Origin of the sequence: Endozoicomonas sp. ALB032 (assembly GCF_049310125.1) — a bacterium.
In the GTDB taxonomy this organism is placed as follows: domain Bacteria; phylum Pseudomonadota; class Gammaproteobacteria; order Pseudomonadales; family Endozoicomonadaceae; genus Endozoicomonas_A.
In genome coordinates this window covers 6,609,744-6,625,502 of the sequence record NZ_JBLYNW010000001.1, presented here as the reverse complement: position 1 = coordinate 6,625,502, position 15,759 = coordinate 6,609,744, and the positions used below count along the sequence as shown (strand labels likewise).

At 49.0% G+C, this 15,759-nt stretch carries 9 protein-coding genes; 5 read left to right on the top strand and 4 right to left on the bottom strand.

The features are described 5' to 3' along the window. Window positions 1–93: 93 nt before the first annotated feature. From ACO6VG_RS24175 to ACO6VG_RS24160, 4 genes are all read right to left on the bottom strand, one after another. Complete coding sequence (locus ACO6VG_RS24175) at window positions 94–273, bottom strand: hypothetical protein (protein ID WP_422134656.1); 180 nt, start codon at window positions 271–273, stop codon at window positions 94–96. After that, window positions 270–5,051, bottom strand: a complete 4,782-nt coding sequence (locus ACO6VG_RS24170; protein ID WP_422476033.1) for a hypothetical protein — start codon at window positions 5,049–5,051, stop codon at window positions 270–272. The genes ACO6VG_RS24175 and ACO6VG_RS24170 overlap by 4 nt, the downstream gene beginning before the upstream one ends. Before the next feature lie 254 nt (window positions 5,052–5,305). Beyond that, window positions 5,306–5,485, bottom strand: a complete 180-nt coding sequence (locus ACO6VG_RS24165) for a hypothetical protein (RefSeq protein WP_422476031.1) — start codon at window positions 5,483–5,485, stop codon at window positions 5,306–5,308. Further along, window positions 5,482–11,418, bottom strand: coding sequence for a hypothetical protein (locus ACO6VG_RS24160; protein ID WP_422476029.1), 5,937 nt, complete (start codon window positions 11,416–11,418; stop codon window positions 5,482–5,484). The genes ACO6VG_RS24165 and ACO6VG_RS24160 overlap by 4 nt, the downstream gene beginning before the upstream one ends. A 474-nt stretch (window positions 11,419–11,892) precedes the next feature. Here ACO6VG_RS24160 and ACO6VG_RS24155 point away from each other — a divergent pair, with 474 nt between their 5' ends. From ACO6VG_RS24155 to ACO6VG_RS24135, 5 genes are all read left to right on the top strand, one after another. Further along, on the top strand, window positions 11,893–12,018 hold the full coding sequence (locus tag ACO6VG_RS24155; protein WP_422134652.1) for a hypothetical protein: 126 nt from the start codon (window positions 11,893–11,895) through the stop codon (window positions 12,016–12,018). Beyond that, window positions 12,015–13,199, top strand: coding sequence for an AAA family ATPase (locus ACO6VG_RS24150; RefSeq protein WP_422134651.1), 1,185 nt, complete (start codon window positions 12,015–12,017; stop codon window positions 13,197–13,199). Before ACO6VG_RS24155 ends, ACO6VG_RS24150 begins: the two co-directional genes overlap by 4 nt. Then, on the top strand, window positions 13,199–13,765 hold the full coding sequence (locus ACO6VG_RS24145) for a DUF4276 family protein (protein ID WP_422138570.1): 567 nt from the start codon (window positions 13,199–13,201) through the stop codon (window positions 13,763–13,765). The genes ACO6VG_RS24150 and ACO6VG_RS24145 overlap by 1 nt, the downstream gene beginning before the upstream one ends. A 557-nt stretch (window positions 13,766–14,322) precedes the next feature. Further along, entirely contained in the window at window positions 14,323–14,847 is a 525-nt protein-coding gene (abiEi, locus tag ACO6VG_RS24140; protein WP_422134649.1) for a type IV toxin-antitoxin system AbiEi family antitoxin, read from the top strand. A 1-nt stretch (window position 14,848) separates the two neighbouring features. Next, window positions 14,849–15,739, top strand: coding sequence for a nucleotidyl transferase AbiEii/AbiGii toxin family protein (locus tag ACO6VG_RS24135; protein ID WP_422413905.1), 891 nt, complete (start codon window positions 14,849–14,851; stop codon window positions 15,737–15,739). Window positions 15,740–15,759: the final 20 nt, after the last annotated feature.

The following is a 15,759-nucleotide window of genomic DNA, read 5'->3' as shown; positions in this document are numbered from 1 at the left end:
GCGAATTTAATTCACGTGGCAAAGTTCAATGCCAGTGAAATTACAACTCTTTCCTACGCTCTGAGGGTGTCGCAAAACTTCAACAGCTCGTTCTCACGCTCTGAAGTCGTCATTCCCGCGAAGGCGGGAATCCAGCGCCAACGGTGGATCTCTGCCTTCTCGGGGATGACAAGGCCAGGGGGACACCGGGCAGTATGGTTCTGGTGGAGAGTCAGTGTGGATTCCCGCCTTCGCGGGAATGACGAGAATGAAGCCGGCAATGACGGGAGTCAACGCGTTCCCATGCCGGAGAGAGTTTTGCGACAGCCTCGCTCTGCGTGGGAATGCATACCTCCCGCAACCGGTGCTGCTTTCACGGCTGCGGGGGTTTGCTCAGGCTCTGCAGTCCCTGACCCAAAGAAGGCACCCAGGGTGTAAGAGTAAGGAATGCTTTCTGCATGGGAGAACGACCATTTAGGCACATTTTCCCTGAAGTATTTCTCCCAGCTATTCTCGAACAGTTTCATGGTTCGATCAAGGCGTTCACGGAACTGCAGGTAGTTTTCGTGTCGAGTCCAGCCATACACAGTGTCGTCTGTCTTAACGCGGCTCGCGTACTCTTCATCGGTTTCACTATAGTGTTGAGGTGTAGCAATGGCCGTACGTTTCACATATTCATCCTGGGTTTCACCGACGCCGCGCCAGCGATTAATCCTGTCAAGGCTACGACCCAGAGGTCCACCCAGCCATTGAGTGAGCATCTTGTTGTCGTTCATAAAGAAGTCGAAAGTGAGACCGGACGCCAGAGTGAATCCAAAGGTTTGAGCATAGGTGAACCCAGATATAAGACCCTGGGCGTATGCTCCGACAGTGGCTACCGGACCCAGCACCAGACCGGCTGTGGCAGAGGCCAGCGTTTTTACTTTTTGTGGTGTCACCCTGTTCAGCAGCGGTACCTGAACCCCTTGCGCGGAACCCATGGATTTCACTATTTCCGGCACCAGACGGGAAATGCTGCGATACCTGTGTGGGTTGGCATTGTACTGTCTGGCAAACAGCGCAGAGCCGGTTTTTAACAGAATGACTGATGAAGCGGCTTTGCCCAGTGGCATGGCCAGTCCGCCCACTTCAGAGATTTGTTCAATGCCGCTGTGATAGGCATATTGGCCGGTTCGGTCAAGGTCAACGCCGTAGCGTTCCAGCCAGTGCTGGAAAGGTGTGAGCATTCTGTGCAGATAATCACCCCTGTTGGTCAGGTCCAGCAGATAGAGGAACGACATGTTTGAGAGGGATAGCTCGGCAGCCCGCCGAGCGTTAGTGCTCACCAGCAGTGGTTTGTAGCTGGAGTAATACCAGGTGATAGCCTGTACCAGGAAGGCTGAAGGTTTGATCCAGTAATCCGACAGCTGCCGCTCAACCGCTGCGGCATGAGCCTGCATCAATGTGTCATGGACAATCTTGATCAGGTCTGATTCAGACATCCCGACAGCATTGGCATAAGGTGTCAGGGTCTCCTGAGCATTGGCCAGAAACGCTGCCGTCCTGCGGCCATTTTCAAAGGCAATATCATCAAGAACGTAGTTGGCGATGACTGCAGCTGCGTACTCTGTCATGCCGACAACCGACTCTTTCATACCTGCCGGGCCAGTTGCAGTAGCAGCTACAGGAGTGAAGGCACTCTGCATGAATTCCTCAGCACCCTGATCCGACAGCATCTGGACAACTTTCCTGAACTCAGTCATATGGATGCCGTGTTTGTAGCCAAGGAAGTGTTCAAATTCATCCACTGTCTGATGACCATCAACACCTCTGACAGCTTCCATGTAGTTCTCAAGTTCAATTTTGCTGATCAGACCTTCGCGCAGCAGAGCTATTATCCTGTTACCGCTGGCAGAATGGGCCTCGAAGTATTCCGAGAAGTCTTTCAGGTCCTTTGGTTCATGCCCGACGAAGTGAATGGCTCTTCTGCCCATGCTGTGAATTTCGTCGTCGTATTGTTTAGCCCCGGTTTTCATCTCATTCCTGGCTCTGTCTGCCAGAGCCTGGACTTGTTCAATGACATTCTGAGGCTGATCTTCCAGAGGCTCGGCAGGGAAGCTCGTTTTCAGATTTTTGAAGACTTCCACAATCTGACCGGCCCGATCAAATGTCAGATCGTCCCTCACCAGCGCCTGCAAGCCAAGCGGTGCAAATTCATCGTCAAAATCGAAAGTCACAAGGCTAGGTATTGTCTTACCGGTGTTGATTGTTGACTCTACCTGACCCAGTGCAGCATCCAGAACCTGTTGCTTTTTAGCCACGGCAGGAGGTCGATCTTCCAGCGGCACGACAGGGGTGAGCGGAAAAATCCTCTTCAGGCTCTTGAAGACTTCTACAATCCGACTGGCCTGATTGAACGTCACTTCATCTCCGACCAGTGCCTGCAAGCGAATCGGTGCAAATTCATCGTCAAAATCGAAAGTCGTAAGGTCTGGTATTACCTTACCGCTGTTTAATGCTGATTCTGCCAGACCCAGTGCGGCATCCAGAGCCTGTTGTTTGAGAGAGTGCTGCTGTGAGAAGGTGCCCATATCAGCCAGAACCCTGGCCTGTCTCGGCGAGAACTGGAATGGACCGACGTTATTTTCGATGGCTTCCTCTGCTGTCCTCAGGATTTCATCCATTCTTTCCAGCCAACTTTCACTTTTTTGTATTGCTTGTCTGGCTCTGGCTAGCTCACGTTCAAGAACATATCGGGGTTTGGGTCCCAGCCGGGCCATTTGCCTGTCAAGTTCATTCTCAATGCCGGCGATACGATCATTAACCTCAGGTTGATCCTCATTGATCATTTCTTTGTCCAGCTGTCGGAGTTTTGTTGCAATCACACTGTTCTGGTTTTCGATAGGGGCATCTGCTTTATAATCCTCAATGTTGAGTTGATGAGCTATTTCATTGTTCCAGGCTCTTCTGGCAGCTTCATCGTCGTAGAGTGCGTCTGATTTTTCGATTAATTCCTGAATTTTGGTTCTCAGGGTGTTTTTCTGATCATACAGGTCGTCATCCATGTCAAATGCTACACGCAGATCTTTTGCCAGTTTGACAGTGAAGCTCTTGCCTCCTTTTTTAGCAGCAGAGTTTTCGCTAATGTCGATGTTCAGCCTGTCCTCTAAAGTTTTTAGTATCGCTTTTTGTTGTCTTATGGCTCGCTCATCCAAGTCTTTCAGTGCCTCTTCCCCTGCCTGTTGACTGACTTTTGTGATGTATCTCTGAATTTCCCCGGAAATGGCTTCCCGACGGTAATACAAATCGTCCTCTCTACCGAGGATATCCATCGCCAGGGCTTTTTCTACGGCAGTCAGTTTTCCAATGACTTCAGGCAAGGCCTCCGGGTGAACGGGTGTTCTGATGTCTTCCTGCCCGGCACGAACAGGTGTAAGCTCTGATTCAGCCAGCCGATAGAGTCGTTCTGTTCTCAGTTTTTCCTCTTCATTGATAGAGGCTTCCTCCGTTATGAGCTCTAATTGCTTTCTGACCCGGATGAGTTCGCCTTTTGTTGCCAGATTTTCTGCCAGTGAGCTTTCCCATTCAATCAGCTGTTGGGCCATATCGCTCAGGACTTTGGAAAGAAACGGGTCGTCGTTGCGAAGGGCATTGCTGTCGACAGCGGGTACATGATTCAGAATACTCTTAACATAATGCTGTTCAGTCAGACTATCTCTGAGTACGGGTTTGAAGCTGAAGTATTTTGCCAGTTGAATCTGCTGCCAGGTTGGCGTGATGACTAACGAAGTGAGCCTGATGTGTTCCAGTGTGAGTTCAAATTGATTCGTTCGAGCCGCTGCAGCTGGAGTGGCACTGACCAATGCCTGCTGAAGAAATTCATAGTATCCAAATGCATGCATCGCCTCCCTGTCTTCGTTTGTCATCGTCGGCGGTTGGTCTTTGTTAAATCCACCCGTGCCGTGCCGTGCAATAACCTCCTCCAGCAGAGCCATCTGCTTGCTTCGTATGACGTACAGGTAGCTTCTGACTTTTTGTCTGAAAACCTTTATTACTGCTGCCGCTTCCGGGGTGGGGGTATTAAGCTCAGCTTCTTTCCAGAGGTTATAGAGGCTTTCTACAAAAGCAATATCATCGGGACTCTGCATCTGACCATGGAAAACAATGACCTCTCCCGGAGTTTCAGCGACTTCCAGCTTCGGATAACCTGCAGGCACAGGATAAATCTGTGAGTCATCCTCGACGTGGACAATATATCCGACGGGTTTGCTATGTGCCAGGAGTTCATTAAGAGCCTGCTGTTGTAAATCCTCTTTCAGGATATAAACCTGGATATAGGCAGAGGCCGCTGCTGCCAGGAGAACATCATCATTGACAAAGACTGACTGACCCAGACGTTGCAGGTCAGGGGGCTGGTCGCCCGCAGCGATAAGACGCATAAAGGTTCGCCCATCCACTGCAACTTTTTCTACTTTAATGGTGGCAAGGGGAACATAGTGATCACTTGCGCCGAACTGTCCTCGCAGGGAATAAACAATGCTCAGCAACCGACCCATTTCTGTGGAGCTGGCGATTTTCGTCAGCGGCTCTAATGACAGGCCGCCAGATGACAGGCTATGAACACCCACAAGTATATCCTGATCGGTCATTCTGTCTTTGACTTCAATGACCAGTTCGTTTTCTGCAAGGTTGTGGGTAAACCTGAAGATGCCATCGTCACCCATTTTCAGGACTTTGGTGTATTTCTGAGCAACGTCATTCTCGTCTGTTGCAAACACATCAACAACAGAAACGTCCTCAAGAGCGTCAGCAAGAGCTTCCGTAAAGCCCACAGAATTAAAGTGATGGCCAAACCTGTCACGTGGCTGAGCAGGGTAGGTGGTGGTGATGGATTTGGGTATTGGTTGCTGGTCATCCCCTAAAGTTGGCTGAACCCTGACCTCACTCAGGGTCATCTCCACATGTCCATTGCCCGGTATATTGGCAGCTTTTATCTGCAACTTGCGATCGGCCAGTGCCTGTGAACTAATGATGGAAGAACTGATTGCAACGGCCACTGCAAGACTTAATGCATTGGGGCGGGTATTTGTCATTCTACTACCTTATAGCTGAGTATTTTTATTACTGTGGCAAGTGATTTACACTGCAAGCGGGGGGACGGCTGTTAATCGCTCATGGCTGTTAATCGCTCATGGCTGTTCCGGTAAGCTGTTGAGAGAATTTAGTTCACAGTGGCAAATCCGCTAGCTGTTAAGCGAATTTAATTCACGTGGCAAAGTTCAATGCCAGTGAAATTACAACTCTTTCCTACGCTCTGAGGGTGTCGCAAAACTTCAACAGCTCGTTCTCACGCTCTGAAGTCGTCATTCCCGCGAAGGCGGGAATCCAGCGCCAACGGTGGATATCTGCCTTCTCGGGGATGACAAGGCCAGGGGGACACCGGGCAGTATGGTTCTGGTGGAGAGTCAGTGTGGATTCCCGCCTTCGCGGGAATGACGAGAGTGAAGCCGGGAATGACGGGAGTCAACGCGTTCCCACGCCGGAGAGAGTTTTGCGACACCCACGCTCTGCGTGGGAATGCATACCTCCCCCAACCGGTGCTGCTTTCACGGTTGCGGAAGGTTGCTCAGGCTCTGCAGTCCCCGACTCAAAGAAGGCACCCAGAGTGTAGGAATAAGGAATACTTTCTGCATGGGAGAAAGACCATTTAGGCACATTTTCCCTGAAGTATTTCTCCCAGCTTTTCTCAGACAGTTTCATGGTGCGATCACGGCGTTCACGGAACTGCAGGTAATTTTCGTGCCGCGTCCAGCCGGGCACCGTGTTGTTTGCTTTAACACGTTTTGCATACTCTTCATCGGTTTCATTGAAGCCTTGAGGCAAAGCAATAGCCTTGGGTTTTGCGCACTTATTTTGCGTTTTTATCGCGCATCTCCAGCGCTTCACGTTGTCAAGACTACGACCCACAGGTCCACCCAGCCACTGAGTGAGCATCTTGTTGTCGTTCATAAAGAAGTCGAAAGTGAGACTCGACGCCAGGGCCAATCCGAAGGTTTGAGCATAGGTGAATCCGGATATAAGGCCGTGGGCGTAAGCTCCCACAGTAGCTACCGGGCCCAGCACCAGAGCGGCTGCGGCAGAGGCCAGCGTTTTTACTTTTTCGGGTGTTACCCTGTTTAGCAGCGGTACCTGAACCCCTTGTCCGGAACCCATGGATTTCACTATTTCGGGCACCAGACGGGAAAGGCTGCGATAGCTGTGTGGGTTGGCATTGTATTGTCTGGCAAACAGCATAGAGCCGGTTTGCAGCAGAATGACTGAAGAAGCGGCCTTGCCCAGGGGCATGGCCAGTCCGCCCACTTCAGAGATTTCTTCAATGCTGGTGTGGGAGGCATATTGCAGTCTTCGGTCAAGGTCAACGCCGTAATGTTCGAGCCAGTGCTGGAAAGGTGTGAGCATCCGGTGCAGGTAATCACCCCGGTGGGTCAGATCCAGAAGATAGAGGTACCACATGTTTGTCAGGGACAGCCTGGCAGCCTCCAGAGCGGTTCGGGTCACCAATAGAGGTTTGTAGCTGGAGAAGTACCAGGTGACAGCCTGTACCAGAGAGGCTGAAGGTTTGACCCAGTAATCAGTCAGCTGGTGCTCAAGGGCTGCAGCATGTGCCTGCATCAATGTATCATTGAGAGCCATGATCAGGTCTGATTCAGACAGGCCTGCGGCATTGGCATAAGGTGTCAGGGTATTCTGAATATTGGTCAGAAAGGCTGCCGTCCTGTGGCCATTGTCAAAGGCAATATCGTCAAGAACGTAGTTGGCGATAACAGCAGCTGCGTACTGTTTCATACCGGCAACCGACTCTTTCATACCTGCCGGGCCCGTTGCAGTGACGGTGACAGGAGTAAAGGCAATCTGCATGAATTCCTCAGCACCCTTGTCGGACAGCATCAGGATAACGGCATTCAAATGAGGCACATTGACGCCGTGTTTATAGCCAAGGAAGTGCTCAAATTCTTCCACTGTCTGATAACCATCGACACCTCTGACGGCCTTCATGTGGTTCTCAAGTTCAATCTTGCTGATCAGACCTTCACGTACCAGAGCTGTGATCCTGTTACTACTGGCATGGCGGTTAGCGAAGTATTCCGGGAAGCCTTCCTGGTCCTTTGCTTCATGCTCGACGAAGTGAATGGCTGTTTTGCCCATGCCGCTAATGACTTGGTCGTATTCTTGAGCCCCGTTTTGCAGCTCATCCCGGGCATCGTTCACCAGCCACTGAATTTTTGTCAGGACTATCGGAGGCTGAAATTCTAAAGGCTCGGGGTGAGCCGGAAAGTTATGGAGGGCCGGAAAGGTCTTCTTCAGGCTCCTGAAGACTTTCACAATCCGATTGGCCTGACCAACTGCCAGACCGTCTCCGACCATTGCCTGCAGGTGAAAAGGCGCAAGTTCATCGTCAAAATTGAACGTCGTGAAATGGAGTTTTGGCTTACCGCTTTTCACTGCTAATTCTGTCAGACCTATGGCGGCTTCGAGCGCTTGTTTCTTGAGAGTGTGCTGCTGCATGAAGTCATGTATACGGGTCAGAACGTTTACCTGTCTGGGCGTAAACTGAAAGGAACCACCATCATTTTCCACGGCTTGCTCTGCAACCTTCAGTTCTTCCTTCATTCTTGCAATGTCTGCTTCCCTGGTTTTAATGTCACCTTCCAGGCGTGCCTGTTCCTGAGTCAGTTGTTGGATTTTGCCGCCGGTACCATCATGCCCGCCCAGTTCTACCTGCTGGTTTCTCAGGGCATTAACCCGTTGTTCACAGCTGTCAGTAAAGTCAGGTTTAAGACCCATGGCTTCTTCAATAGCGTCAAGAGCTGCCTTATGATAATCCGTCAGAACCTCTTGTGCTTTTGAAACGGCATCACTTTTTTGCTTCAGGGCTAAATCCAGGCGAGCTATTTCGTTCTTATGTAAGGTTTTAGCCTTCTCATCAATATTTTCAGAATGGATCATCTCCTGTTTTTTAAGATCCAGGTGTTCTTGTGCATTCCTCTCTTCATGCCGTGCATAGGTCACTTCCATACTTTTTTTGTGGTGCTCATGCAGGAATTCCGTAATTTGAGCGTACTTTTTCCTGATGAGAGGCAGTTCCCCCAAGGTTTCATCGAATTGATCAGTTTCGTCCCCGCCAGAAGTCTGTACATAGGCACTAATGGTAATAGCGCTATCAGCCTCATCCCGTAAATCAAATATAACTGGTTTGCGAGCCAGACCTTTCAGTTTGCGATGAAGCTCTGTAAGCTCACTTTCAGCTTTTTGTAGTACCCGTCTGGCGACGGCTAGCTCACGATCAAGGACGAATCGGGGTTTAGGTCCCAGGCGGGCCATTTGCTTGTCAAGCTCATTTTCAATAACTGTGATACGCTCATTAACGTCAGGTTGGCCCGCATTGAGAACTTCTTTGTCCAGCTGTCGGAGTTTTGTTTCAATCACACTGTTCTGGTTTTCGATAGAGGCATCTTCTTGATAATCCTCAATGTTAAGTTGATGAGCTATTTCATTGTTCCAGGCTCTTCTGGCAGCTTCATCGTCGTAGAGAGCGTCTGATTTTTCGATTAATTCCTGAATTTTGGTTCTCAGGATATCTTTCTGATCAGACAGGTCGTCATCCATGTCAAATGCTACATCCAGAACTTTTGCCAGTTTGACAGTGAAAGTCTTGCCTCTTTCTTTAACAGCAGAGCTTTTGCTCATGTCGATGTTCAGCTTGTCCTCTATGGCGGCAAGCAAACTTGTCTGTTTTTCTATGGTTTGCTTATCCAGGGACGAATCTTCGACTCTATATTCAAGAATTGCCCGAAGCTTGCTGAGATTGAGATCCCTCTCGTTCAGAGCTGTGCTGTCATCTTTCCAGAGGGTCTGACTTATCTGATCCAGCATAGCTTCTGAGACATCGTCGTCGTAAAGCAGGCTGCAAACCCGGGCAATTCTTGCTGCTTTGTCATTCTCTTCATTGAGTTTGATGTTGAGTATTTTTTCTACGGCTGGCAGCAGATCGGTCCCTTGTTCTCCGGCTGGCATATCCGGGTCAGGGTCTTCCAGTTTATAGTGCAGGTGAGCAAGAAGCCTGTTACGTTTGATATCTTTAGCGTCTGGATGAATTTTTCTTTCATGCATCCAGAGGATCATATCTATCCCATCCAGTATCTCATTCAGTACCTCATTTGAGAGATCAACCTTGTCAAGTATTATAAAAATTCTGGCGAGCCTTTTTTCTATGTCATCTTCTTTACTGACTTTCATATTGGGGGTTTCTTCCAAGGCTGTCAGTATGTCCAGGTCCTCTTGCTCTGTCAGCGGCGTGTCTTCTCTGATTCCTGTTGTTTTATCATTCTTGTCATTGACCTGGAGGTTGAGCTTTTCTTCTGCGACTTGCAGTATGTCCAGGGCCTTTTCTTCTGCCAGTTGTCTGTAGTCTCTGATGTACATCTGTAGGTTGTTTGAAATGTACTGGCGACGAAGATACACATCGTCACCTTGAGTAAGGCCCATCATCTCAAGGGCTTTTTCCACAGCTCTCAGTGTCTCAAGTACTTTCGGAACCGCTACAGAATCTTCCTCAGTCTGTCCTGCTGGTGGCTGGGTTTCGTCCCGGTTTTCAATATCAGGCTCTGTTGCCGGTTCGGCGTTGCGGGCCTTTATGACTTCTGCTCTGACATTAGCAACTTCTTGTTCCAGCTCCGGGATTCGTGCAACTTCCTCCCGAAGTTTCCGTATTTGTTTTTGTTGTTCTTCCATTGCATTAACAAGCTGATCAAGCTCCTTATCAGCCAGCTGCTTGAATTGAAGTGCTATGCGCTTTTGCCTTTCACTGGTAATGGCTTTCTCCGATGTGAGCTTTAACTGATTTCTAACCCGGGTGAGTTCGCTTTCATTTTGCAGCAGCTCTTGCAGCTTGTTTTCCCTCTCAATCAGTTGTCTGGCTATGTCGCTCAAGACTCTGGAAGCAAAAAGTTCTCCGTCGTGAGAAACATTGGTCTCTAATACATAGGCAGCGGGTAAAAGGTTCAGAAAATTTTGAACAAAATGCTGGTTAGTCAGAAGATCTCTAAGTGCGGGTTTGAAGCTGAAGTGTTTTGCGAGTTGATTATGCATCCAGGCTGGCGTAATGAGAGACGCAGCGACTCTGAAGTGTTCTATTGAAAAATTAAATTCATCTGCCTGATCTGCAGTAGCACTGGCCAATGCCTGCTGGAGAGTTTCATAGAATGCAAGCACAAGCGTCGCCACCTGATCTTCCAATGCAAACCTCATCGGTTGAGCTTTGTTTACTGTAATATGGTGCCGCGCAACTAACTTTTCCAGCAGTTCCATCTGCCTGCTTCGAATAACGTACTGGTAGTTTTTGAACTTGTCTTTTTTAATCTGTGTTGATAATTCAGGAACGGGGGTATTAGCATCAGCTTTATCCACGATGTCAAAGAGTCCTTCCACAAAAGCGATATCGGTTGGATTCTGCTTCTGGCCATGGAAAACAATAATCTCTCCCGAAGCCTCAGTCACTTGCAGTTTTGGATAACCTGCAGGTACAGGATAAGTCTGCGTGTCATCCCCAGTGTGTACTATATAGCCGACGGGTTTATGATATGAAAACAGCTTATTCAGTGCTTCCTGTTGCAGATCTTCACCCAGAACATGAACCTGGACATAGGCAGAGATAGCTGCTGCTAAAAGCACTTCATCATTGACAAAGAGCGATTGACCCAGACGTTGCAGTTCAGGAGGCTGATCGCCTGCAGCAATAAGACGCATGAAGGTGCGGCCGTTCACCTCAACTTCTCCTGCTTCAAGGGTGGCAAGGACAGCATAGTCATCAGCTTCGCCCAGGTTTCCTGCTCTTTCATTCGCCCCTTTCAGAACTGACGCCAGATGTTCGGGGCTGGCAACTTTCGTTAACGGTTCTAATATCCGGTCGTCGTCTAACCGAGCGCGCACAGCTGCAATGGTATCCTGATGGGTCATTTTGTCTCTGACCTCAATGACCAGTCGCTGCTCTGCAAGGTTGTGAGTGAACTTGAAGATCCCTTCATTACCGACCTTGAGGACTTTGGTGTATTTCCGGGCAACGTCATTCTTGTCTGTTTCAAACAGATCAACAGTGGAAACACCTCCGTCGATGCCCGAAAGAACGTCTGTGAATCCTTCGGAGGGAACGTCATAGCCAGCTCTGGCCTGGGTCTGATCGGGGTAGGTGGTTGTGCAGGACTTGGGTATTGGCTGCAGGTCATCACCCAAGGTTGGCTGAACCATGACCTCACTATGGGTAAACTCCGCATGTCCAGTGCCGGTAATATCGACAGATTTTGTCTGCAGCCTTCGCTCGGCCAATGCTTGTGAAGCAATAATAGAAGAACTGATTGCAACGGTTACGGCAAGGCTTAATACATTGGGGCGAGTATTTGTCATTCTATTACCTCAGGGCAGAGTACTTCCACTACCGTATATAGTGATTGCCAAACCGGGCGAGGAAGCGACTTCTAATTAATCATGGCTGTTAATCGCTTGTTTGAGCAGCTTCAGGCTCTTTTACCAGAGAAACCTCTGTGGTCTCAGAAGGAAACGTTAAGCCTGGAACCATCACCGGTGTTTCATGGGGCACTGGTTCATTATTGCTGGTCATTACTTGTCGTGTAATTAATTCACCGGGGATTTCGCACTTGCCTCACTTCTGATCAGTTTCAGGCTGAGCGCCTGAGGCGGTCGTTAGAAAGCCTGATTGAGAGATACCTCTGTTATCATGAACAGAAGCTTTCTTATTATCGCCATGTTGCCACTTGTAGAAGGCTCCAAGAGTGTAGGAGTAAAGAATTCTTTCTGCATGGGAAAATGACCGTTCATGCCTATTTGTGAACTTAACTCGTTCCTGCGCTCTGCGTGGGAATGCATACCTCCCCTGAAAAACTGACTCTACCCGACACCACCCCAACCAAGGCAAACCCGCCAGAAAGTGATACTCTGGAAGGACAACGATCACAACAACAGCCACTGACGGAAGCCGCCGGATGAAGCTTGAGTCCCTGACAATCAAAAACTACAAGGTTTTTCAGCATGTGGAGCTGAAAAACCTGCCCGGCATGTGCGTGTTTGTCGGCGCCAATGGCAGCGGTAAAACCACCCTGTTTGATGTGTTTGGCTTTCTCAGGGATGCCCTGCACGGTAATGTCCGCACCGCCCTACAGAAAAGGGGCGGGTTTCGGGAAGTCGCCACCCGTGGTGGTATTGATCAGCCTATCGAGTTTACCCTGCAGTTCCGCTTGCCCATTGGCGGCGTTGATCGACTGGTGACTTATCTGTTGGAAATTCGACAGGACAGAGGTCGGCCTATTGTTGCCCGGGAGATACTCCGTTATAAGCGGGGCAGTCAGGGTTCACCGTTTCATTTCCTGGATTTCCGGGGAGGTCGCGGTTACGCCATTCTCAATGAAGAAGACTTTAATAAAGCCGATTCAGAGCTGGAACGGGAAGAGCAGACGCTGGATAGTCCGGATATTCTGGCCGTAAAAGGACTCGGGCAATTTCAGCGATTCCGGGCGGCCAATGCCTTTCGCCAGCTTATTGAAAACTGGCATGTCTCCGATTTTCATATCAGTGATGCCCGCCAGGCACGGGACGCTGGCTATGCAGAGCATTTATCGCCCCGAGGGGAAAATGCCGCGCTGGTGGCCCAGTACCTCTATGAGCAACACCCGGATATTTTCCAGCATGTACTGGATAAAATGAAACAGCGGGTGCCGGGAGTTGAAGATGTTCAGGCAGTAGAAACTGACGATGGGCGCATCGTCCTGAAATTTCAGGATGGCAGCTTTAAAGACCCGTTTGTGGCTCGTTATGTCTCCGATGGCACCATCAAGATGTTCGCTTATTTGCTGTTGCTGAACGACCCGTCGCCCCATCCATTGCTCTGTGTCGAGGAGCCGGAAAACCAGCTCTACCCTAGCCTGTTGGTGGAGCTGGCGGAAGAGTTTTGCAGTTATGCCGAACAGGGTGGCCAGGTAATGGTGTCTACCCATTCGCCGAACATGTTGAACAGCATCCAGCTGGACGAGATTTTCTGGTTAAAGAAGAGCAAAGGTGTCACCACCATTGAGCGTGCTGCGGATAATACGCTGATCAAAAGTCTGGTCGAAGGCGGGGATTTACCCGGTGCGCTCTGGAAACAAGGGCTGTTTGACGGAGTAAACCCCTGATGACGCAGTTGGTCTTTTTGCTGGAAGAGCCCTCTGCTCAAGTGTTGCTGAATACATTGTTACCCCGACTGTTACCACCGGAAGTGTCTTTTCGATGTATTCCCCATGAGGGCAAGCAGGATCTGGAAAAGTCCATACCCATCAAGCTGCGCCATTGGAACATCCCCAATAGCTGGTTTGTGGTGGTACGGGATAAAGATCAGGACGACTGTGAACGTCTGAAAGCACGGTTGCAAAAGTTATGCGAAGAAAACCATCGACCGGAGACACTGGTTCGCATTGCGATTCATGAATTGGAAAGCTGGTTTCTTGGGGATCTTGCTGCTGTTGGAACAGCGTTTAATAAGCCCCGACTGGCCGAAAAGCAGAATAGTCGTAAATTCCGCAACCCTGATGTTTTGGTCAATGCTCAGGAAGAGTTGAAAAAACTGATTACCGGTTATCAGAAAGTCTCTGGTGCCCGAGCCATTGCGCCCCACCTTAACCTTGCTAATAATCGGTCGGTCAGTTTTCAGCAGTTTGTCACCGGCGTTCACACGTATCTTGAACGCATCAATACAATGTAAATTGTTGTTTAACCGCCTCTCAACTCGTTCCCACGCTCTGAGGCCGTCGCAAAAGTGCTGCGCTTCGCTGATACTGCGTAAAAAGGTGACTCAAAATGCTCATTTACTCCCCGTAAACTGCGTTTTTTGCCACTTTTTGCCCTGTCTCAGTTTTGTCGTTACTTTTGCAACCCCCTTGCAGAGCGTGGGAACGAGTTGTTGGAGTTTTGCTGCGAACACACCTTGCCATACAGTGTCAGTAAAGCGTGGAGCCATGACCTATCAGGCAGCTTCGAGCCTGGGTCATAACTACTCGTGTTTGAAAAACTCAGGGACAGGAAGAAAGATCGTAGTTGAACTCGTCGATTAGTCGAATTTTATGGATGTCCTTATTTTTTTCCTTTTGGATGTCCTTATTTTTTGGATGTCCTTATTTTTTGTGGATGTCCTTATTTTTTCCTTTATTCTTCTTATTTTTATTTACTTTATGGATGTCCTTATTTTTACTTTTTTACTTTGACAAAATCAAATGTAGGTCTACAATAAATTACACTATAGGTAACAATGTGTAGACCTTTATGACCAAGAAAGATAGACTGGTTGCCGCACTATCAGAGTCAACCAAAGCGGGAGGTGGTATCAACACAGCGGCAGAGTTAGCCTACATGGTTGGCGAGAGACTCACTCCCGCGTTCACCAAGTTTCTCACTGTTTGTGCAAAAAAAGGCTTGATACGCAGGGTCGCCAAAGGCGTGTTTGAGAGCACGTTGACGCCTCCAGACCCAACGACTGCGATCTATAAGATAGCGAAAAAACTTCGCGCCAATGTCATAAGCTACATAAGCCTTGAGAGTCAACTTAGTCATACTGGGGACATCTCTCAAATACCCATGGGAAGGCTGACGATTGTGACGAAAGGCCGCAGCGGCACCTTCTCAACACCCTATGGCGTCATTGAATTCACTCACTCAAAAAAAACTATCAGAAATATTGCACCAAACCTGTATTTTGATGAATCTGTTGGCATGTACAGAGCACAATCCTCGCAAGCCATCAAAGACCTAAAGAACTGCAAAAGAAATACCCATATGCTGGAGAGCTAATGTGCTAAAGGAACAACTAAAAAGAATCGTGGAAGCAAATCCGGAATATGCAGCCATCACGCCAGTGATCGAGAAGGAAATTCTTCATCACGACATTGTGCACGTGCTGGTTAAGCAAGGGGCTATGCAGTCACTCACCTTCATAGGGGGCACATCACTCAGGATGTGCCATAACAGCTCCCGTTTGTCGGAAGATCTGGACTTTAATGGAGGGCTTGACTTCAAGCCCTCCGACTTTGACGGGCTGGAAACCGAAATCCAACAATTCATCCAGAACAAGTACGAGACCAACGTTTGGGTCAACAAGCCTGACCAAGATGAGCAGGGCGACACGTCGTCGTGGAAAATCAGCATAGAGAAGGAGGCCAACCGGCCTGATCTGCCAAGGCAGAAAATGCACATAGACATCTGCGCCATTCCCTCGTTTGACGCGAAAAAAAGACCCCTGATCAATCACTACAATATTGTGACGCCCACCGAAGGCCTGCTGGTACCGGTCCAGTCTCTCGAAGAGACGTTGGCGGACAAGTTTATTGCTCTGGCCTATCGGGCCAGACACATAAAACCTCGTGATGTCTGGGATATCGTTTGGATAAAACAAAAAGGAATTGATGTCTCTGCAGAGCTAGTCAATAAAAAACTGGAAGCAAGAGAAAAAAACAGGAAAGACTTCATGGAAATGCTCAGCAACCAAGTAACCAAAATATTAAAAGACGATGAGGTACGCATTAATTTCAATACTGAGATAAGTCGCTTTGTTCCTGAAAGCATAAAGCAGAGAACACTCGACAATCCGGAGTATTGGGATTACATCCAGAACGAGATCAAGTCCATGGCTAAGCTTCTTCTTGATGGCGACGAGCCCCGTAACAAGTTTGACATGAGCCTTTGATCCGCCTTTCACCACCCCTA

Bases quoted from the DNA above. Each gene is read 5' to 3' on its own strand.
- ACO6VG_RS24170 (WP_422476033.1), bottom strand. From the start codon at position 5,051: ATGACAAATACCCGCCCCAATGCATTAAGTCTTGCAGTGGCCGTTGCA.
- ACO6VG_RS24160 (WP_422476029.1), bottom strand. From the start codon at position 11,418: ATGACAAATACTCGCCCCAATGTATTAAGCCTTGCCGTAACCGTTGCA.
- ACO6VG_RS24155 (WP_422134652.1), top strand. From the start codon at position 11,893: ATGCATACCTCCCCTGAAAAACTGACTCTACCCGACACCACCCCAACC.
- ACO6VG_RS24150 (WP_422134651.1), top strand. From the start codon at position 12,015: ATGAAGCTTGAGTCCCTGACAATCAAAAACTACAAGGTTTTTCAGCAT.
- ACO6VG_RS24145 (WP_422138570.1), top strand. From the start codon at position 13,199: ATGACGCAGTTGGTCTTTTTGCTGGAAGAGCCCTCTGCTCAAGTGTTG.
- abiEi (WP_422134649.1), top strand. From the start codon at position 14,323: ATGACCAAGAAAGATAGACTGGTTGCCGCACTATCAGAGTCAACCAAA.